Here is an 18,773-nt window from a genome sequence, read left to right on the forward strand (position 1 = left end):
GGCTCATGGATATCAGGGAACGAATTATAAATGCTTGCCGGGCTCTGGCCTTGGACCAGGGCTTGCACCGGTTTACTATGGATGCTCTGGCTGTAAAGGCGGGAGTAAGCAAGCGTACCATATACCGTTATTTTGACAGCAAGGAGGCTGTTATCGAAGCCACTCTGGACGATTTTATGCAGGGCGCGGCAGCAAAGGTTGAGCAAATGCTGCTAGGAGAACAAAACCCGATAATTTTTTTCAATTACTTTCTCAATTATCTTTTCACTCAGGGTAAGTTTATAATTAATCCTGCTGCCCTGAGCGACCTGCGCCTGTACTATCCCCAGCTCTGGAACAGGATCGATGCTTTTCGCTTAAACCAGCTGCGCTCGGTCTTGAACCGGCTTATGGCAGCCAATCCATCTTTATTGCAGGATATTGATCCCCGGATACTGGCGGCAGCGCTAACGGCAGTCATCCAAAATGTCCTTAACCCTGACTTTATTCTGGAAAATAACCTTACTTTCGAGGAGACGGCCCGGCAGTTAAGCCTCATATTTACCGTCTTCTTCACGCCCAAATTATAACCTGCACGCCGCATCGGTCCGGAAGATCTTAGAGACTTTATTTTTTACATATTTACTCTTCGAACGCGCAAGCTATAAATAAAAAAGGAGGAACTGTTTTGCGTATCAGTGCTCCCAATAAGCTGGTGGCAAGCGTGATGGAGATCAAAAGCGGGCCGGTGGTCAGTGAAGTGATAATGGATGTCGGCGACCAGGCCGTAACTGCGACGATAAGCACCGGCGCCCTTGATGATATGAAGCTTAAGCAGGGTGACCAGGTCTTTGCCATGTTTAATTCCACTGTGATAACCATAATTAAAGATACCCAAAATGAGCACCGAGATGAAAGCATATCCTGGATCCCCCGGTGGATGGACACAGTGCTGGAAGAAAACTATATCAGATAAAGGAGGTGGCTATGGTGGCGCCATCAAACCGGCAGGAAAAAAATCTGGAACAGGCCCGCCAGTCAGTACAAGAAGCCATTCTTTCGGCTCAGCAGGCACGCAGGGTAGTGCAACAGGCTGAAGCCAGCCTTAACCCCCAGGATATTCAGTATGCCCAGAAAAAACTGGAGGAAGCCATAGGACAGGTACAGCAAGCCCGGCAGTATGCCGCCCCCGCCGTGTCAACCCAGCAGCAGTTGGATCTTGAACAGGCGGAACAGATGTTAAAGGTGCAGTACCGGGAGGTGAACGGCCCCGAATCAGCAGATAGTCTGCAGTAAATTAAAGTACTTGGATACCCCGGAGGCGGTTCGTTTTATCCCCGCGGGAAAGGTATGGTTCGTCCCAAGTGGATTAAAACGAACCGCCTCCGGCTTAAGCCAGGTTTATAAGGATAAGTTAACCACTACCCGGCCATATATCTTTCCCTGCAGAATCATATCAATTTTCCCGCTCAGTTGCTCCAGAGAACACTCTTCCGCCAAGGCTTCCACATTATCCAGTTTCCACGCACCGGCAATCTTGTTCCAAACCCCCAGACGAAAATCCATGGGGCATTCCACTGAGTCAATGCCATATAAAGTTACCCCGCGCAGAATAAACGGCAGTACCGTTCCCGGCAGGTTATTGGAAGCGGCATTGCCGCAACAGGTTACACTGCCGCCGTAGCAGGTGGTCTTGATGGCCGTTGATAGAATATTTCCCCCTACGGTATCAATAACCCCGGCCCATTGCGTTTTGCCCAGAGGCCGACCGGACTGGTCGTCAACTTCATCCACCGGAACGATACGCTTTAATCCCAGGCTGTTTAAAAAAGCTGTTTCTTCAGGCCGGCGCTGTACCCCGACCACGTCATAACCTAGTTTTACCAGGGTACGTGCGGCAAAGCTCCCTACCCCGCCGGTAGTTCCGGTTACCAGGATTTCGCCGGCACCTGCTTTTACTCCCGCTCCCACCAGACTGTCTACCGAAAGCAGCGCCGTAAGCCCGGCCGTACCATATACCATGGTTTCCTTCAGGTTCAGGCCGGGCAATCGTTTAGCCACCCAGGCTGCGGGCACCCGGATATACTCCTGATAACCTCCCGAGGTATTCATACCCAGGTCAAAACCGGTTACAAAGACTTCCTCTCCGGGTGCAAAGTCAGGAACCGAGCTTTCCGTCACTATGCCAGCAGCATCTATACCCGGAGTATGGGGATATTTTTTGGTTACGCCCCGGTTGCCGGTAGCAGATAAGGCATCTTTGTAATTTAAGGAAGAATATTTAACATTTATCAAGACCTCTCCTGCAGGCAGGTCGCTAATCCGTTTGGTGCTAATCTGTCGGGAGAATTTCCCATCATCCAATTCTGTAACCACCAAAGCCCTGTAAGTATCAACCATTATTCACCGCTCCCTCCATAAGTTGTTTTTATTGCTTGTTGCTTTAATTGTCACACAACTCTGGCAGCTTGTCTATTTGTAAAAAAAGAACCCCCTTATAGGGCTCTGATGCGGCAGAAATCAAAAGATCATGGTGCCGTCAATGCTCACCCACCCCCGGCCGATATTTCCAAGTCTACGTCAGGCGGCATTATGGGAACAGAGAAATAAAACCGCCAATTTTAAGTACATTGAACTATCAAACTAAACGAGACTGGACTACCATATACATAAGTATTCAGAATAGCAGCAAATATAATACTTATAGTGTTTCTTTGGCAGTCATGCAACCGCCCTCTTCCGGGGCGCTGATGCTCCTGCCGGCCGCAATGAAGGATGCATAGCTCTAAGAAATCCGTTACGGGGGGTTCAATGTGAAAAATAGTAAAGGTTATCAGTTAATGCGGGATTTTTACCTGCGGTTTCAGGAACACGAGGTACCGGCCCTGGGAGCTCAGTTAACCTATTACCTCTTGCTGGCTTTTTTCCCTTTTCTTATTTTCCTCTTGACCCTTTTAAGCTATACTCCTATAACCAGTGAACAGGCTCTTGACGATTTATCCCGTTTACTCCCGGCGGAAGCCTTTGAAGTGGTCAAAGAAGTGGTGCGGCAAACGCTTGGCTCAAGCCGCCAAACTCTGCTTTCCCTGGGGGCGCTCTTAACCGTCTGGGCCTCCTCCAATGGCATTAATGCCGTTATTCACGGGATAAATAAGGCTTACGACGAGAGAGAAACTCGTCCTTTCTGGAAAGTGCGGGGAATGGCCATTATCTTTACCATAGGCCTGGCGCTGGTGATTATTTTGGCTTTCGTGCTTCTGGTGTTAGGCAAGCAACTGGGCCAGGCTCTATTTGCCTACGCGGGCAATAGCATGCTATTTATGAAAAGCTGGCAGCTCTACCGTTTTACCATACCACTGCTGGTAATGCTGGCGGTTTTCGCTTTTTTTTACCGTTATGCCCCCAACAAGAAAATCCGCTTCCGGGATACTATCCCCGGAGCCGTGTTCTCCAGCCTGGGCTGGGTCGTTACCTCCTGGGCTTTTTCTTTTTACGTTGACCATTTCGGTAATTTCACCCGTACCTACGGCAGTATAGGCGGTATTATAATTTTGCTGCTGTGGCTTTATCTGAGCAGTATGGTAATACTTATCGGCGGCGAAATCAACGCTGCCCTTTCATTTAGTAGAAAAAGCAGGAGAACTGAAAAAAGTCGGAAAGCCATCAGAAGACCGAGGTAGGCCTGGGTTCAAGCCCAGTGCCGCGGGAAGGCGATTCGGGCAGGGTGCTGCATAACTCCGTACTGCTAGACTGCATCTTTAGGATGCGCTGCTCCACCCACTGGAAAACCAGATGCAAACGGGCTTACAGAGCATTCCTCCGTCGCCGGCTCTTATCGCAAGACTTCTGAACCGCTCTGCGGCTAATATTTCCCCTCTGGAATCAAGACCAGCTTTTCCGCAGGCAAATAGAGGCGATATGCTTTTCCGGGGGTTATTGGGGGCCCGGCCGTTTTCGGCACCCAGGCTTTAATTATAACCGGCTCTTCAGTAAGTTCGAGATCAAAGCGATAGCTGAAGAAGGAAAGTTCTTCCTTACAGTCTATCAGCCGGGCTGATAAACAATTTTCCCCTTCATCCGCAGCCAGCCTGACATACTCGGGACGGATAGCTGCAGACACGGTTTGATTCAGCTTTATTTTCCCCGGATCCTTTGGGTATACAGTTACATCTCCGCCGGCTATGGTCAATTGCACCCGGTTTCCCTGGATTTGACTTATCCGGGCGTTAAAGATGTTTTCCATCCCGGTCAGACGGGCTACTTTCCTGCTTGCGGGACACTCGATAACGCTTTGGCGGTTTCCCCACTGCAGTATAGCACCCGCCTCATAAACTGCCATTTTGCTGCTTAAGCGATAAGCCTCGGCCAGGTTATGGGTCACAAAAAGCACATGTCCCCGGTAATAATCCTGAATTTCCAGCAATTCTTCTTCCAGCCGCTGCTTCACTATCGTATCCAGAGCGGAAAAGGGTTCATCCAGCAGCAATACTTCCGGTTCTGCAGCCAATGCCCGGGCCAGAGCCACCCTTTGCTGCTGCCCTCCCGATAATTCGGACGGGTACCGGTGCGCCAGAAGCTCCAAACGCATTCGGGGCAAAAGCTGCTCCACCCTGGCCCTGCGCTCCGAGGCCGGCAGGTGGCGTATACCAAACGCTATATTGTCGAAGACCGTCAGATGTGGAAACAGGGCATAATTCTGGAACAGGAAACCGATTTTGCGCTCGCGGGCGGGAAGGTTAATCCCCCGTTCACTGTCAAACAGAACCCGCTGGTTCAGCTTGATAGAGCCCTGGTCGGGCAGCATCAACCCCGCTATGCACTTTAAGGTCATGGTTTTCCCGCAACCGGAAGGCCCAAGGATAGCCATTATTTCCTGGTCTACCCTAAAGGCCACATCCAATTTGAATTCAGGCAGGGTTTTCCTGATGGCAATGTCAAGCATCCGAATACACCTCCCTGGCGACAGGCTTCAGGCGGCGTTGCTGATATTTCCTCCAGTAGTTCAAGGCTACAATACTGGCCAGAGAAATTATCAGTATTATCAGCACCCAGGTTATGGCCTGCTCCGATTTGCCCGCTTGCACCAGGAAGTAAATGGCTATCGGTATAGTCTGGGTCTTTCCCGGAATATTGCCGGCCAGCATGAGGGTTGCCCCGAATTCTCCCAGGGAACGGGCAAATGCCAGAATAGTGCCGGCAGCTATCCCCGGCCAGGCCAGGGGTATGGTAATATGCCAGAAAACAGTCCATTCGGATGCTCCCAGCGTACGGGCCGCATCCTCAATATTGGCGTCAATTTGTTCAAAAGCCCCTCGGGCGGTCTGGTACATTAAAGGGAAAGCGACAACTACAGCTGAAATAACGGTTGCGGACCAGGAAAAAACAATCGGCCGCCCCAGTTCAAAAAATAGTGCTCCCAGTATCGCGTTGCGCCCGAAAATATAAAGCAGGATAAATCCCACTACCGTGGGGGGCAAAACCAGGGGCAGTATAAAAATACCGTCCAACAGGCTTTTTCCCCCGAAGTCCCGACCGGCCATCCAGCGCGCCGCCGCAATACCCAGGATAAAAGTGATGGCAGTTGCCAGCAATGCCGTTTTTAATGATATCCATAGCGGATTTAAGTCCATCACCGTCATACTATCCAATCCTAAAAGTTCTTTACATAATAGTGCCAGAAGATACGATTACTTTATGGTGATAAAACCGTATTTTTCAAAAACAGCCCGGGCTTCATCACTGGAAAGGAAATCTACAAAATCCCGGGCTGCCTCCTGGTTCTTACTGTCTTTTACTACCGCTACCGGGTAAACCAGAGAGGAATGGGTATTTTCCTCGGCCTGGGCCGCTATTTTCACTTTATCAGATATTTGGGCATCGGTTTGATAAACTATGCCCGCTTCAGCATCCCCGCTCTCAACATAAGCCAAAACCTGGCGAACGTCTTGGGCATAAACCGCCTTGGCCTGCACCTGGTCCCATAAGTTCATGCTGGCAAGTGATTCCTGAGCATACTTTCCTACCGGAACCGATTCCGGTTCGCCCAGAGCAATTTTACCTTTAACATTGCTCAGGTCATTAAATCCTTTGATTGCAGTATTGTCCTTGGCCACTATCAAGACTATGCTGTTTTTCAGAATATCCTTGCGGGTTTCTTTAATAATCAAATCCTTCTCTTCCAGAGCATCCATCTTGTCTTCGGCCGCAGAAATAAACACATCCGCCGGGGCTCCCTGCTCAATCTGCTGCTGCAACTTGCCGGAGGAAGCCGGGTTGAAAGTGAAGCTTACATTGGAGTGTTCCTTTTGGTATAGCTTTTCCAAATCAGCCGCGGCATCGGTCAGACTTGCAGCAACTGATACCAGCAGAGTAACCGGCTCGGCGTCGGCCTTTGGCGGCTCCTTCTCTTTGTCAGCCTGTTGGCCGCAACCTGCCATACCCGCTGCCAGCAAAACGATTATAAGGCTGGCAACCAGCCAAACCTTGGACACTGATTTAAACTTTATCATCTTATATCCTCCTCATCCAGTTAATTTTAATAAAACACCTGATTTAAACTACCCCCCTTTGCTTTATTCTTAATATATTCATAGCATTTTCAGGCTTTCTTGTTTAAAATTAAAGTTAACCAGCTGAACTAAACAAATCAAGGTTAATGTAAACTGCGACTAACATAAACCAAGTTGGGCCACCCCAAATCTAAGCATAATATAACATAACTCACCATAAAATAACATGCACTGTCCATTTTAAATATTGATTATGTCAAGATGTGGAGGATTTTAATCATGAGCAAAGAAGATACTTCCCTCACGGCGGAAGAAGTAGCCAAAATACTTAAAATAAGCAAATATACCGTTTACGAAATGGTAAAGCGGGGTGATTTGCCAGCTTATCGCGTCGGCAAGAAGATTAGAATCGATATCAATGACCTGGAAGGATATATCAGACAGGGCAAGGCCAGGGAACAAACGTCTCCGGGGCAAAGCTATTCGCCTTTCGCCCCCCCCGCTTTTACCGCCGAAACCCCTCTTTTAACCGGTGAGCCTGGGGTTAAAGTGCCAGGACTGGTTATCTGCGGTCAGGACATTTGCCTGGACATTCTGGGACGCCGCCTGGAGTACCAGCCTTTCGGGATTCGGGCTTACCGGCAATATGTCGGGAGTTTCGCCGGACTTCTGGCCATGTATCAGGATCGGGCTGATATAACCGCGGTTCACCTCTGGGACGGTGACAGTGATACTTACAATATTCCTTTCGTACGCCGCCTTCTGCCGGGTATTCCGGCGGTGATCGTCCATTTGGCCTGCCGGATGGCCGGTTTTTATGTTGCCCGGGGCAATCCCCACCAGATTAAGCAATGGGAAGACCTGGCCAAGCCGGAAATCCGCTTCGTCAACCGGGAAGCCGGGGCAGGAACCAGAGTACTGGTTGATGAGCACCTCCGCCTGCTGGGAATGGAACGTCGGCTTATTCAAGGCTATGAAAATCTCGAATTCTCCCATCTGGCAGTGGCCAGTACAGTATCCCGGGGTATAGCTGATGTCGGGGTAGGCAACAAGAAGGCTTCCCTCCAGGTACCGGATATTGAATTTGTGCCGCTGCACAAGGAAAGATACGAATTGGTCATTAAAAAAGAAGATTTTGAACTTCCGCCTTTTCAGGCTGTTCTCACCACCCTTAATTCCGAAGCCTTTAAAACCGAATTGATGGGGTTAGGTGACTATGACCTGACCGAAACCGGAAAAATCGTAGCTGAACTATAATCCTTTTTTCCTTTATGGCCCTTGCCCTAATTTGTCCCAAAGCAGGAAATAAAGAATAAAATGCGGAATGATATAGCAGCCCCGGGAATTTGCCGGAATCCGGCAACCTTGGTTTAGGGCTGCTTGACAAGTGGGGGGAGGGGCACAAGATGAATCTGGTTTCGCTGATTACTTTTACGGCTTTTATTATTTATATTTACCTGGCTTTGTTCGGCCTGCATCTTGATCCCCGTTCCCGCTTGAACCGTATCTTTTTCTGCCTCTGTCTGGCCTGTGCCCTGTGGGCTTTTTGCATCGCCTTTATGTTTTCGGCTGCGGATAAAAACACAGCCTGGTTCTGGTTTCGCCTTTCCACTCCGGGATGGTGCCTGGGGCCTGCTTTGGTGCTGCATTTTACCCTGGCCCTGACCGGACGGGATCAAACCGGCAACCCCAAACTGTCGATCTATCTTATTTATCTGCCCGGCTTAATCTTCACCGTTCTGGGACTGACGGTTGGAGTAACGGCATCCCATGTGGTACCGCTGAACTTCGGCTGGAGCCCGGTTAACGCCGGTAATATGACGCGTTATTGGGCCTATGCCGCTTATTACCTGGCTTGTATCGTTTGCAGTATGGCGCTGGTATGGAAATGGGGGCAAGATTCGGTTTCGCGGCGTCAGCAAAAGCAGGCCCGCATAGTAGTGTATTCCACCTTTCTAGGTACCCTGTTGGCCTTTATCAATGAAACCCTCCTGCCCGGACTGGGTTATAACGCTACCCCCAAAATACCGGTGGTATTGTGGCTGATTTGGGCTTACGGCATGTGGATCGCTATCAGCCGCTACCGTTTGATGATTTTTACTCCCGCTATTGCAGCCAATGCCATTATAGGCAGCATTACCGATATGATGGCGTTGTTGGATTTAAACGGCAAAATTCTTAAGATTAACCGGGCCGTGGAGGAAGTACTGGGCTATAAAGAAGATGAGCTGGTAAAGCAACCGATTACCCGGATATGTTCAGCCTGGGATGCCGGCAGCGGTTCAGCCCATGACCTGGTTAACGGTTATGTCAGCTATTATCAAGAAGAGTCGGAGTGGGTTACCTGTTCCGGCATTGCCATTCCCGTAAAAATATCCGCTTCTGCTGTTAAAGACAATTATAATGACCTGGTCTGCCTGGTTCTGGTAGCTCAGGATCTGCGGCCCACCAAAGAACTGGAATGGGAAATCGGCGAGCGCCGACGGGCTCAGCAGGCCCTGCAGGAAACCGTATTGCAAATCCAGGACTATTCCGCCCGGCTGCAAGAACAGAACCGCAAACTGGAGTTCCAGAATGCCGAACTGGAAGCCATGACCGCCAGTCTGGCCGAGGCCAATCGGAGCCTGGAGCAAAAAAACAACCAGTTGGAAAACCTCTTTAACAATGTAGGGCAGGGCTTTTTATGCTTTTCCAGGGATCTATCGATTCATCCCGAAAGCAGCCGCGAGTGTCTGGGCATATTCAGACAAAATCCGGCCGGCAAGCGCCTCTCCAGCCTGTTTTACCCGGAAGACCAGGAACAAAAAGAATTTCTGGATACCCTGCTGGGCAAAATCATACGGGAGCCAGACCCGGTTCGGCTGGGGCTTTACTTATCCCTTTTACCTGATGAAATCAGCCTGCAGGAACGGTGTATAAGTATCGAATATCGGGTGGTTGAAGATAGCGGCGGTGATAACGGGCGCAATATCCTGGTTATCCTGACTGATATCAGCGAAAAGCGGCTGTTGGAAGCTCGCATGCAGGAAGAAAAAGATATGTTCAGCATGGTAGTTAAAGCCATTATCTATCGCGATGACCTGGTGGAATGCATAGAAGATTTCAGACATTTCTGCACCCGTGAATTTAAGGAGATACTCTTTAATCCGCACGGATTTGATGAGATACTGGCAGAGCTGCTGCGCAGCCTCCACACCTTCAAGGGCAACTTCAGTCAATTTGATGCCGCTTCCATAGTGGGCGAACTCCATCGTCTGGAATCCGTGCTGCTGGAAGCTCGTGGCCTGGGTAAAGGATTTGACCGGAAATACCTGCTGCACAGCTTGGGGCAGTCCCGGCTTATACCCTGCCTGGAGCATGATTTGCAGGTAATTGTCAATTTTTTGGGGCCCGACTTCTTTGCAGGCAAAGATACCTTTACCATAAGCAAAGACCGGTTGCTAAACCTGGAACAAACCATGCAAAATGTTTTGCCCGCAGCAGAATACCAAATGCTGCTTCCCCTCCTGCGCAGTCTGCGCTACCGGCCATTTAAAGAGTTGTTGAAATCCTACCCTGAATACGTGCAGAAAATGGCCCATCGCCTGGGCAAGCAGGTTCACCCCTTCACTATCCAGGGTGATGACCTGCTGGTAGATAGTGACTATTACCACCAATTTGCCCGTTCTCTGGTGCACGTTTTCCGCAACTGTGTGGATCATGGCCTGGAGCATCCAGAAGCCAGGGCACTTCAGGATAAGGACGAAATTGGCAGTATTCATTGTAGTATGCGGGAGGAGGATGGCCGCATACTAATTAGTATCGGTGATGACGGTCAGGGGATAGATTTTGCGCGTTTACGCCAGCGCGCAGCAGAAACCGGCATTTACAGCCCCGCAGAAGCAGCCGCTTGCACCGAGGAACGCTTGCTCGAACTAATCTTTTGCAAGGAGTTTTCCACCCAGGTGGAAGTTTCTTTAATATCCGGCCGGGGAGTAGGATTATCGGCCGTGAAAGCCGAGCTGGAGAAAATCGGAGGCCAGGTGCGGGTAAGCTCTTACCCGGAAATGGGCACCGAGTTTGTATTCGACCTGCCGATAACCAATTCCAGCGGTGTCTTCCCCCCATAGGGCTGGAAGAGATATTGGGAGCTGCTACCGCCAGTGCCTGCAGCTTTATAGTCGGACAGACGGGGATTTTATTTCAACAGACTCCTGGTTTGGAACGTAGGGCGGAAATTGTGTTTGACAAGTCAACCGCTTTGGTAATTCTCCAGGGTATCAATTCCAGCATTATCGCCCTTAGTTATAGCGACGAATTGCTGGACATATTGCTGCAAGGTTTTCTTATCGGCAGTATGGCCCCGGAAGAGAAGGATACTCTGCAGGCCGACCTGCTGGCTGAGGCTTCCAATATTATTGTGGGCAACTCTTTAAAAAGTCTGGGAATATGGGAAGACCAACTGACTGTCAGTACTCCTGTCATAGAGTGCAGCAAAAGCTCGATCCTAAGACATTCCCGTTCTCAAATCTTGTGCCGGGAACTGGAGGAGGGCTGTTACACTCTGACTATCAGCCTGGTTTCCATGGATGAGGAATTAGTTGAGGAAGGCATAATCCTTGACCGGGATGCTGATATTTAGAGGCCGGTCTAAAAGCTTTGTGAAGTGAGGAAGGCATGATGATATTTTCAGCGTTTACTATGCACATAATCGAAGGCTACATCTCCAGTATCTTTTTGCTGGAATATGGCAAAGGTATGCTGCTCTTTGACAGCGGCTGTATTAACGATGTCAAACGTATCGAGGACTATTGCCGTAAAGTCCTGCAGCGCTCTCCGCATGATATTAAACTGGCCGTAGTCTCCCACATGCACCCCGACCACTCCGGCGGGGCAGCTACCCTGAGAAGCAAATACGGAATAGCCATAGCCGCCCATAAAGATGTTGATCTCTGGTATTCGGGTTGGGGAGGAGCGTTGCAGCATAAACTGGATTGTTACATGGCTACCGGAGTAGCCCGGCGCAATAAAAGAAGCCTGGAACGCATTCTTTTTAAACCTATTATCCATCCTGATTACCTGCTCCATGATTTAGAGGTTCTTCCCGGCTTTGAAGATTGGGCGGTTTTGCATATACCAGGTCATACCCTGCATGATATCGCCCTTTATCAGCAAAAAGAAGGGCTGTTGTATATCGGCGATATGATTTGCAATGTACGCGGGAGAATGTTCCTGCCGCTACCGGTCCTTTTCCCGGTCAGGATGGAGCAATCCTATGACAAGCTGGCTGCCCTTGACTCCTCAACTATCCTGATGGCTCACGGCGGGGTGGAACAGTCAGATAATGCATCGGCTCTATTCCTGGCCATGAAGGAACAGCTCAAGGCGCCCCCTACGCCGCTGATGCGTAAAATACGCCGCTTGTCCGTTTTCTCTCCGGAAATAAAACGACAGGGCCTTTAAGCCCTGCCATTACGCTGTTTATTTTTAGCCTCTGCGCTACTTTCGGGTTGCCGGCTTACTTTTTTGCATTCGCGCCCAGCTGTCTTTCAAGGACACGATACGGTTAAACACCAACCTTCCAGAAGTCGAATCCGGGTCAACGCAAAAATAACCCTGGCGCATAAACTGGTAGCGGCTTCCTTCCACCGCTTTGGCAAGGGTCGGTTCCAGCATGCAATTCTCCAGTATTTCCAGTGACCGGGGGTTAATCTTGCTGGTGAAATTCACCCCTTCATCCTCTTCCGGATTCTCATCCGGGAAAAGGTGGTCATACAGCCTGACTTCAGCCGGCAGGGCATGCTGTGCCGATACCCAGTGCGAGGTGCCTTTGACCTTGCGCCCCGCCGTAGCGCCACCGCTTTTAGAGTCAGGGTCGTAGCTGCAGCGGAGTTCAATAATTCTCCCCTCGGAATCTTTCACCACCTGCTGGCACTTGATGATATAAGCGCTTTTTAAGCGGATTTCTCCGCCCGGAACCAGGCGGAAGAATTTTTTGGGCGGATTTTCCATAAAGTCTTCCTGTTCTATATATATCTCCCGGGAAAATGGTATCTTCCTGCTCCCAGCCGTCGGGTCTTCGGGATTATTCTCAGCCTCCAGCCATTCCACCTGACCCTCCGGATAATTATCTATAATCAGCTTTAATGGCTGCAAGACCGCCATAATCCTGGGGGCTTTCATGTTTAATTCTTCCCTGATGCAATGCTCCAGAAGGGCGATATCCACCATGCTGTCCCGTTTGGCTACTCCGATGCGTTCACAGAAATCCCTGATTGCTGCCGGGGTATAACCCCGCCGCCGCAGTCCCGAAATAGTGGGCATGCGGGGGTCGTCCCAGCCTCTCACATATCCTTCTTCTACCAGTTGCCGCAATTTACGCTTGCTCATTACGGTATGGCTAAGGTTCAAACGGGCAAACTCAATCTGCTGGGGACGTCCGTGAGCTGCAGCATCGTAGTCAACGTTGTCAATAGCCCAATCATAAAGGGGACGGTGATCGGCAAATTCCAGGGTACATATTGAATGAGTGATATCTTCCAGAGCATCGGAAAGGGGGTGGGCATAATCATACATGGGATATATGCACCATTTGTCGCCGGTACGATGGTGGGCAGCCCTCAAGATGCGGTACAATACCGGATCGCGCAGGTTAAGATTAGGTGACGCCATATCTATTTTGGCCCGCAAGACCCGGGAACCATCCTCAAATTCGCCCGCCCGCATACGCTGGAATAAACTCAGGTTTTCCTCCACCGAACGATTGCGATAAGGGCTTTCTTTGCCGGGCTCGGTAAGGGTGCCCCGGTATTCCTTTATTTCCTGGGCATTAAGGTCACATACATAAGCCTTGCCCGCTTTTATCAGCCCAACCGCGAAATTATACAACTGGTCAAAATAATCCGAGGCGAAGAACATTCGCTCTTCCCAGTCGAATCCCAGCCAGCGAACGTCGGTTTTGATGGATTCAACATATTCCACTTCTTCCTTGCTGGGGTTGGTATCATCAAAACGCAGGTTGGTTATTCCGCCATTGGCTGCCGCCAAGCCGAAATTTAGACAAATGGACTTGGCATGGCCGATATGCAGATACCCGTTAGGTTCGGGGGGGAAACGGGTGTGCACGCGCCCGCCATTCTTCCCGTTACGCAAATCCTCGCTGATAATGCTTTGAATAAAGTTTCCTGAAGCCGAGCCTTTACCATTTTCATCCGCTTCCAGATTTACATTTCCCAATTCCGGTTCCATTATTTATATCCTCCTTCTAGCCAAGTGCTAGCCTGATTCACATTATATTATATCCTTTATATGATAAGGTTTAAGCAGGAGACTGTCGATTAGCACTTATTAATTTTTCCTTTACTCCGATCGAGCTTATGCCTGCTATTGCAGCATGGATAGAAAAAGGGGAACCAGATAAGGGTCGAATTGGCTTCCCGCACAACGTTCCAGCTCTGTTATCGCCTCCTGCGGGGATAGCGCCTGACGATAGGGGCGCTGGCTGGTCATCGCCTCATAGGCATCAGCAATCGCCACAATCCTGCATTCCAGCGGAATGTCTTTATTACTCAAGCCTAAAGGATAGCCGCTCCCATTCCAATATTCATGATGTTTAAGAATCCAATCGGAAATGGGAACCAGATCAGGAGCGGATAAGGCTATGCGATGTCCTATTTCACTATGGCGCTGCATTTCTATCCATTCCTGCGGGGTTAACCTGTCAGGCTTCAATAAAATGGCATCGGGGATACTGACCTTGCCAATATCATGGAAACGAGCGAATAGAAGCAGCCTATCTATTCTTTTAGGGGACAAACCAATTTCCCGTGCCAGTCCCGCGACCAGATGCTCCAGCCGTTCAGTATGCGCTTCTTCTATTATTTCACGTTTGTGCAGCACCCAGAGCAGCAATTTAATCGTATAGTTATCTGAGCTCAGATGGTGCTGCAATTTCTGCCGGTACATATTGTTGTCAGCCTGTCGAAACAGTTCGCCCGGATTGCCATCGGGTTCATTGCTCAAGGCAAAACCTGCTGATATATTAAGCAGCAATTCCGGGTGGGTACTGTTATATTCTGCAATAGCCGTTTGCAGCAGATGGGATTGCTGAGCTATTTTTTCCAGCGAGCAATTAGGCATTACAACTGCGAATTCGTCTCCTCCGATACGGGCGGCGATACCCTTTAAGCATACCTTTATTATTTCTGCTGCCGCTTTTATAAGGGTGTCGCCAACGTCATGTCCCATAATGTCATTTATCAATTTAAGGCCGTCTACGTCACAGATGGCCATCCCCAGTGGATACTGGCGTTCATCACACAGGCGCCGCAATTCCTGCTCAAAATAGGCGCGATTATACAATCCGGTAAGCGAGTCGTGCAGACTGAGGAATTTTAACCGCTCATCCATCTGTTTACGCTCGCTGACATCTATTATTATTCCTCTTATCCCTGCAGGCTGCCCGTTATCGCTGAAAGGAATGGAATGAATTATAACCGGAAAGCGGGTCCCGTCTTTCTTTACCAGTGTGTATTCGGTGAAGTTGTTCTTTGCCCCCTGCATGACCTTCCTCATGTTCTCCTGCAGCCGCTCCCGGTCTTCGGGAATAACTGAATTGATGATATTAACCGGCGGGGTATCGTCATAGGCATAGCCAAAAAAGTCGAACGCCCGTTGATTATAAAATAACAGATTGCCGTTGGGGTCAAATTCGAAAACTACCTCATACAGGGAATCGAGTATATCTTTATAAACCGCTTCTTTGCTTTCCAGTAAATGCAGGCGCGCTTTTAAATCCATGTTCTCCTGTTTTAGGGCTTTTAGCTCCTTCCGCCATTGTTCCGTCATCGGTATCTCTCCCCGCCAGTAGCTTGCCGGTAATGCCAAATATTTAATAATTATATCGCAAAACCATGACAATTTATTTAGGACCATTATAATTTCTGGGAAAAAAGACCCGGTCCGTATAATTCATAAAGCCCGAACCTATATTACTTATAAAGCTATAACAGGAGGCTCTCACAGTGAAAGCAGGAAATCGGTACCGGAAATCCCGGCAATATAAATCAATCATTATATTTGTATTTTTTATATCCGCCCTATCCCTGGCTCTGCACTTCCTGCCATCGAAAGAAAAGGTGGTGCGCAATGCCGATTTTAAGGCTACCGCCCAGGATATGATCGCCCTGGATGAGCATATCCCCGAAATCATGGTAGATCTGCGCTACGCTACGACTGATAATTTTACCAGAACCAAAATCTATGACGATGATACCGCTTACCTCAGAAGAGGAACCGCAGAAAAGCTAAAGGCGGCTCAGGCTGATTTTACCGCCAGCGGATATGGCATAAAGGTCTGGGATGCCTACCGGCCTCCCACCGCCCAATTTAAGCTTTGGAATAAGTGCCCTGATGCCCGGTTTGTAATAAATCCCCATCAAGGCTATTCTTATCATTCGCGGGGAGTGGCAGTGGATATTACCCTGGTGGATAAAGAGGGACGGGAATTACCGATGCCGACCGGATTTGATGATTTTACGGCCAAGGCTGACCGGGATTATGGCGACATAGATGAAGAAAGGGCCCGAAACGCCCGCCTGCTGGAACAAATAATGCTTAAGCACGGTTTTCAGAGCATTCACTATGAATGGTGGCATTTTATCGATAGTGATAAAGACCGGTATTCGGTTATTGACCCAGCCAAAACCCCATACCGTAAATGAACCACTGCCATCGCGGCGAAGCAAAAGCGGACCCGTAAATGTTTTTTGACGCGGAAACCGCGTCTACTTTTTAATTAATCACCCTTAAGCTAAAGCCAGGTAACTGTTATAGCCTCCGCTGATGTTTTTGACCTTAAAGCCTTTCTGGCACAGTATCCGGCTGGCTATATAGCTGCGTAATCCCACCTGGCAGTAAACCAGTATTTCTTTATCTTTCGGAATCTCATCCAGCCGGTGGCGTATCTCATCCACGGAGATATTGCAGGCTCCGGGTACCATGCCCCTTTCGGCTTCACCCGGGGTGCGGACGTCAATCAGGCAGGCCCCGGCAGCGATCAGGACCGGTACCTCAGACCAGTGGACCGCCTGAACGTCTTTGTTGACCATGTTCCCGGCTATATAGGCAACCATGTTGACCGGGTCCTTGGCCGAAGAGAACGGCGGGGCATAGGCCAGCTCCAATTCCTGCAGATCAAATACGGTCATGGAAGCCCGGATAGCGGTGGCCAGTACGTCTATACGCTTGTCTACCCCGTCATAGCCGACGATTTGGGCCCCCAGAACCTTCCCTTCCCCGGGAGTGAAAAGAAGTTTCACCGTCATCTGGCTGGAGCCGGGATAGTAAGTGGCATGGGAGTTCGGATGGGCATGGCAGGCCAGGTATTCTAAGCCCAGTGCCTGAAGCTGTTTTTCATTTTTACCGGTAAAAGCCACGGTCATGTCCATTATTTTGATTATGCCCGTCCCCTGGCTGCCGGGATATCTGACCCGGCGCCCGGCAATATTGTTGGCTGCTGTCCAGCCCTGGCGATTAGCGGGACCGGCCAGAGGAACCAGAACTTCCTGGCCGCTGACGAAATCTTTTACCTGTATGGCATCTCCGGCCGCATAAATACTGGGATCCGAGGTCTGAAGGTACTCGTTGACCAGGATGCCTCCAGTAGAGCCCAGAGCAAGCCCGGCCTCTTCAGCCAGCCACACCTCGGGTTCTACCCCCGTACCTAAAATGACCATATCGACAGGTATGGCGGTACCGCTATTGAGGATTATTTGCTCTACCCGCCCCTCACCTTCCAGGGAAACCGGCTTATCGTTCAGGATAAGATCAATCTTCTGCTTTGTTAAATAGGCCTGAACTATGGCTGCCATTTCAGGGTCCAGGGCATTAATTACCTGAGGTCCGGCTTCTATAAGGGTGGTCTCTATCCCTCTCCGGGCAAGGACATCGGCCATCTCCAGACCAATAAACCCGGCCCCCAGCACGGCGGCCCTGGTCACATCCATCTTTTCAATATACAGTTTTATCCGGTCGCTGTCCGGTATATTTCTTACTTTAAAAACATTGTCCTGCCCTATTCCCGCGATGGGAGGCGCAGATGGCCGGGCTCCCGGGCACAGGACCAGAAAATCATAGCTTTCCCGGTAGCTTTCCCCGCTTTCCAGCCGGATTATTTCAACCTGTTTTTCTTCTCTTAAAATGCGCCTGACTTCACTCTTGGTACGAACGTCAATGTTAAACCGGTTTGACATGGAACGGGGCGTCTGCACCAGCAGGCGGTTTCTCTTGGCAATAGAGCCGCCGATATAGTAAGGCAGGCCGCAATTGGCAAAGGATATATCTTCGCCCCGCTCCAGCATTATGATTTGGGCATCCTCGTCCAGACGCCGCAACCTGGCTGCAGTACTGGCGCCTGCCGCTACCCCTCCGACAATAATGACTTTACTCATGTTGTTTTATTCACCCACCCTTCCCTGATTCTTAATGCTTGAACGGTAAGGGCGGGCTGGCTCAACCGGCGCCATATCCCGCCCATACACCTTTACTCTATGCTTTATTTAAATTCAAAAGCCAGAATATTATGAGGGTCAACTCGCTTTAATGCTGCCATTTCCTCCCCGGTGGGAGGCTCCATTACCGGTACTTCGGTCTCATCAATTGTCCAGCCGGTGTTTTCTTTCACCTCTTCTATGGTGGTGTAGGGGAAGATGCAATCCAGCTTGAGCGCCTTTTCGCCCGCCGGTTTACGGAATATGCACAGAGGCGTTATCAAGGTAAAATCCTTGTTGACATCCGGGGCGGTAGTAGCAAAGTCCACATGCTCAACAAAGGTTCTTTTGTCATGAGCCGTTTTCCAGATGGTAGTTCTGGGGGTAACCGGGGTCAGGGTTGCACTGCCGGCTCCGCCTGGTCCTCTGAGTTTGGGATGGTCATAATCGCCGCCCAGATAGGACATGGCGATACGGCCTGATTTGTCCATCTGCAGGCAGGACAGGAAGGCAATATCTCCTTTGCCCGAAGCATAGAGGTCAAATATTTCATCCAGGCCGAAGGTAGCTACCGAGCCTTCATAGGTGTTGGCAGTCAGGGTGGAAGCTACCGTAGGAGGATTGCTCCAATCGTGGTCCAGGCCATCACTCAGCGTAACATAGGTAAAGTCTTTACCCAAGGCTTTGGCGGCCTTCATGGCCACCATGGGAGTAGATGAGGCCAGGCCGTGGAACACTACATCGCCTTCTCTGATTTCACGAATAATGGCTGCTGCCATCATTTCCGCTTTGCCGTAATCTTTACCATATTCCATGC

General features: G+C 49.9%; 17 protein-coding genes. 9 read left to right on the plus strand and 8 right to left on the minus strand.

The window, feature by feature from the left end:
- Positions 1 to 5 precede the first annotated feature (5 nt).
- The 3 genes from ACU70B_RS14450 to ACU70B_RS14460 all read left to right on the plus strand — a co-directional run bounded on the left by ACU70B_RS14450 (position 6) and on the right by ACU70B_RS14460 (position 1,275).
- Positions 6 to 569, plus strand: a complete 564-nt coding sequence (locus tag ACU70B_RS14450; RefSeq protein ID WP_447184214.1) for a TetR/AcrR family transcriptional regulator — start codon at positions 6 to 8, stop codon at positions 567 to 569.
- 98 nt (positions 570 to 667) lie between these two features.
- Positions 668 to 955 carry a TOBE domain-containing protein gene (locus tag ACU70B_RS14455; RefSeq protein WP_447184215.1) on the plus strand — a complete coding sequence of 96 codons (288 nt, stop codon included), beginning with the start codon at positions 668 to 670 and terminating at the stop codon, positions 953 to 955.
- 11 nt (positions 956 to 966) lie between these two features.
- The gene (locus ACU70B_RS14460) at positions 967 to 1,275 is read left to right on the plus strand and encodes a hypothetical protein (protein WP_447184216.1); all 309 of its coding nucleotides are present in this window, start codon (positions 967 to 969) and stop codon (positions 1,273 to 1,275) included.
- Between the two features lie 105 nt (positions 1,276 to 1,380).
- On the opposite strand, the gene ACU70B_RS14465 is transcribed toward ACU70B_RS14460, so the two are convergent.
- Positions 1,381 to 2,379 (minus strand): YhdH/YhfP family quinone oxidoreductase, encoded by a 999-nt coding sequence (locus ACU70B_RS14465; protein ID WP_447184217.1) that lies wholly within the window; start codon positions 2,377 to 2,379, stop codon positions 1,381 to 1,383.
- A 413-nt stretch (positions 2,380 to 2,792) separates the two neighbouring features.
- On the opposite strand from ACU70B_RS14465, the gene ACU70B_RS14470 reads away from it, so the two are divergent.
- Positions 2,793 to 3,659 (plus strand): YihY/virulence factor BrkB family protein, encoded by an 867-nt coding sequence (locus ACU70B_RS14470; protein ID WP_447184218.1) that lies wholly within the window; start codon positions 2,793 to 2,795, stop codon positions 3,657 to 3,659.
- 182 nt (positions 3,660 to 3,841) lie between these two features.
- On the opposite strand, the gene ACU70B_RS14475 is transcribed toward ACU70B_RS14470, so the two are convergent.
- The 3 genes from ACU70B_RS14475 to modA are packed head-to-tail and all read right to left on the minus strand — an operon-like array spanning position 3,842 to position 6,488.
- Positions 3,842 to 4,921: a sulfate/molybdate ABC transporter ATP-binding protein gene (locus tag ACU70B_RS14475; RefSeq protein ID WP_447184219.1), complete on the minus strand. Its 1,080-nt coding sequence runs from the start codon at positions 4,919 to 4,921 to the stop codon at positions 3,842 to 3,844.
- The gene (modB, locus tag ACU70B_RS14480) at positions 4,914 to 5,618 is read right to left on the minus strand and encodes a molybdate ABC transporter permease subunit (RefSeq protein WP_447184220.1); all 705 of its coding nucleotides are present in this window, start codon (positions 5,616 to 5,618) and stop codon (positions 4,914 to 4,916) included. Before modB ends, ACU70B_RS14475 begins: the two co-directional genes overlap by 8 nt.
- A gap of 48 nt (positions 5,619 to 5,666) precedes the next feature.
- Positions 5,667 to 6,488 (minus strand): molybdate ABC transporter substrate-binding protein, encoded by an 822-nt coding sequence (modA, locus tag ACU70B_RS14485; RefSeq protein ID WP_447184221.1) that lies wholly within the window; start codon positions 6,486 to 6,488, stop codon positions 5,667 to 5,669.
- Between the two features lie 279 nt (positions 6,489 to 6,767).
- Between modA and ACU70B_RS14490 the strand changes: the two genes are divergently transcribed.
- The 4 genes from ACU70B_RS14490 (at position 6,768) to ACU70B_RS14505 (ending at position 11,930) form a co-directional block, all read left to right on the plus strand.
- Positions 6,768 to 7,745 carry a substrate-binding domain-containing protein gene (locus tag ACU70B_RS14490; protein ID WP_447184222.1) on the plus strand — a complete coding sequence of 326 codons (978 nt, stop codon included), beginning with the start codon at positions 6,768 to 6,770 and terminating at the stop codon, positions 7,743 to 7,745.
- A 149-nt stretch (positions 7,746 to 7,894) separates the two neighbouring features.
- On the plus strand, positions 7,895 to 10,597 hold the full coding sequence (locus ACU70B_RS14495) for a histidine kinase N-terminal 7TM domain-containing protein (protein ID WP_447184223.1): 2,703 nt from the start codon (positions 7,895 to 7,897) through the stop codon (positions 10,595 to 10,597).
- Between the two features lie 110 nt (positions 10,598 to 10,707).
- Positions 10,708 to 11,109 carry a chemotaxis protein CheX gene (locus ACU70B_RS14500; RefSeq protein ID WP_447184224.1) on the plus strand — a complete coding sequence of 134 codons (402 nt, stop codon included), beginning with the start codon at positions 10,708 to 10,710 and terminating at the stop codon, positions 11,107 to 11,109.
- A gap of 35 nt (positions 11,110 to 11,144) precedes the next feature.
- Positions 11,145 to 11,930: an MBL fold metallo-hydrolase gene (locus ACU70B_RS14505; RefSeq protein WP_447184225.1), complete on the plus strand. Its 786-nt coding sequence runs from the start codon at positions 11,145 to 11,147 to the stop codon at positions 11,928 to 11,930.
- Positions 11,931 to 11,966: 36 nt separating this feature from the next.
- Here ACU70B_RS14505 and ACU70B_RS14510 read toward each other — a convergent pair whose 3' ends face one another.
- Complete coding sequence (locus ACU70B_RS14510; RefSeq protein ID WP_447184226.1) at positions 11,967 to 13,715, minus strand: glutamine--tRNA ligase/YqeY domain fusion protein; 1,749 nt, start codon at positions 13,713 to 13,715, stop codon at positions 11,967 to 11,969.
- A 135-nt stretch (positions 13,716 to 13,850) separates the two neighbouring features.
- A complete protein-coding gene (locus ACU70B_RS14515; protein ID WP_447184227.1) occupies positions 13,851 to 15,314 on the minus strand; it encodes an HD-GYP domain-containing protein in 1,464 nt (487 codons plus the stop codon).
- 176 nt (positions 15,315 to 15,490) lie between these two features.
- On the opposite strand from ACU70B_RS14515, the gene ACU70B_RS14520 reads away from it, so the two are divergent.
- Positions 15,491 to 16,189 (plus strand): M15 family metallopeptidase, encoded by a 699-nt coding sequence (locus ACU70B_RS14520; RefSeq protein WP_447184228.1) that lies wholly within the window; start codon positions 15,491 to 15,493, stop codon positions 16,187 to 16,189.
- Between the two features lie 84 nt (positions 16,190 to 16,273).
- Here ACU70B_RS14520 and ACU70B_RS14525 read toward each other — a convergent pair whose 3' ends face one another.
- Together ACU70B_RS14525 and ACU70B_RS14530 are read right to left on the minus strand one after the other, a co-directional pair.
- Complete coding sequence (locus ACU70B_RS14525) at positions 16,274 to 17,917, minus strand: FAD-dependent oxidoreductase (protein WP_447184229.1); 1,644 nt, start codon at positions 17,915 to 17,917, stop codon at positions 16,274 to 16,276.
- Between the two features lie 104 nt (positions 17,918 to 18,021).
- On the minus strand, positions 18,022 to 18,771 hold the full coding sequence (locus ACU70B_RS14530; RefSeq protein WP_447184230.1) for a CoA-transferase subunit beta: 750 nt from the start codon (positions 18,769 to 18,771) through the stop codon (positions 18,022 to 18,024).
- Positions 18,772 to 18,773 lie beyond the last annotated feature (2 nt).

The sequence above is a fragment of the Syntrophomonas curvata genome (assembly GCF_052976825.1).

What these genes read in the sequence shown, in the direction of transcription:
- ACU70B_RS14495 (WP_447184223.1), top strand. Translation starts at nt 7,895, where the DNA reads ATGAATCTGGTTTCGCTGATTACTTTTACGGCTTTTATTATTTATATT.
- ACU70B_RS14510 (WP_447184226.1), bottom strand. Translation starts at nt 13,715, where the DNA reads ATGGAACCGGAATTGGGAAATGTAAATCTGGAAGCGGATGAAAATGGT.
- ACU70B_RS14515 (WP_447184227.1), bottom strand. Translation starts at nt 15,314, where the DNA reads ATGACGGAACAATGGCGGAAGGAGCTAAAAGCCCTAAAACAGGAGAAC.
- ACU70B_RS14530 (WP_447184230.1), bottom strand. Translation starts at nt 18,771, where the DNA reads ATGGAATATGGTAAAGATTACGGCAAAGCGGAAATGATGGCAGCAGCC.
- ACU70B_RS14465 (WP_447184217.1), bottom strand. Translation starts at nt 2,379, where the DNA reads ATGGTTGATACTTACAGGGCTTTGGTGGTTACAGAATTGGATGATGGG.
- ACU70B_RS14475 (WP_447184219.1), bottom strand. Translation starts at nt 4,921, where the DNA reads ATGCTTGACATTGCCATCAGGAAAACCCTGCCTGAATTCAAATTGGAT.
- ACU70B_RS14460 (WP_447184216.1), top strand. Translation starts at nt 967, where the DNA reads ATGGTGGCGCCATCAAACCGGCAGGAAAAAAATCTGGAACAGGCCCGC.
- ACU70B_RS14505 (WP_447184225.1), top strand. Translation starts at nt 11,145, where the DNA reads ATGATGATATTTTCAGCGTTTACTATGCACATAATCGAAGGCTACATC.
- ACU70B_RS14490 (WP_447184222.1), top strand. Translation starts at nt 6,768, where the DNA reads ATGAGCAAAGAAGATACTTCCCTCACGGCGGAAGAAGTAGCCAAAATA.
- modB (WP_447184220.1), bottom strand. Translation starts at nt 5,618, where the DNA reads ATGACGGTGATGGACTTAAATCCGCTATGGATATCATTAAAAACGGCA.
- ACU70B_RS14525 (WP_447184229.1), bottom strand. Translation starts at nt 17,917, where the DNA reads ATGAGTAAAGTCATTATTGTCGGAGGGGTAGCGGCAGGCGCCAGTACT.
- ACU70B_RS14450 (WP_447184214.1), top strand. Translation starts at nt 6, where the DNA reads ATGGATATCAGGGAACGAATTATAAATGCTTGCCGGGCTCTGGCCTTG.
- modA (WP_447184221.1), bottom strand. Translation starts at nt 6,488, where the DNA reads ATGATAAAGTTTAAATCAGTGTCCAAGGTTTGGCTGGTTGCCAGCCTT.